Origin of the sequence: Shewanella sp. CG12_big_fil_rev_8_21_14_0_65_47_15, assembly GCF_002783505.1 — a bacterium.
Lineage (GTDB): Bacteria > Pseudomonadota > Gammaproteobacteria > Enterobacterales > Shewanellaceae > Shewanella.
In genome coordinates this window covers 13,081-13,344 of sequence record NZ_PFGL01000071.1, presented here as the reverse complement: position 1 = coordinate 13,344, position 264 = coordinate 13,081, and positions in this window count along the sequence as shown.

Sequence of the window (264 nt, the reverse complement as noted above, 5' to 3'; positions counted from 1 at the left end):
CTCAATCTTAAATATGGCCACAGCCACATCCATGTCAATTGGTATAAATGATGCTATAGGAATTTGCTTTTTTGCGGTAGCGGTTTTTTTACAGTTTGATGGGTAATCACTTGATATCGTTTTACCTTTCTCGTTCTTTTACGCTTATTTTTTTGCTGATGAATAGCTATCTAACGACTCAAAACTCCAAGGAATACACCTCCCCTCGGAGTTGCCGCTGGGCGAATAGACAAATTGCGTGAGTCTCGGCATGGATGGCGAGGT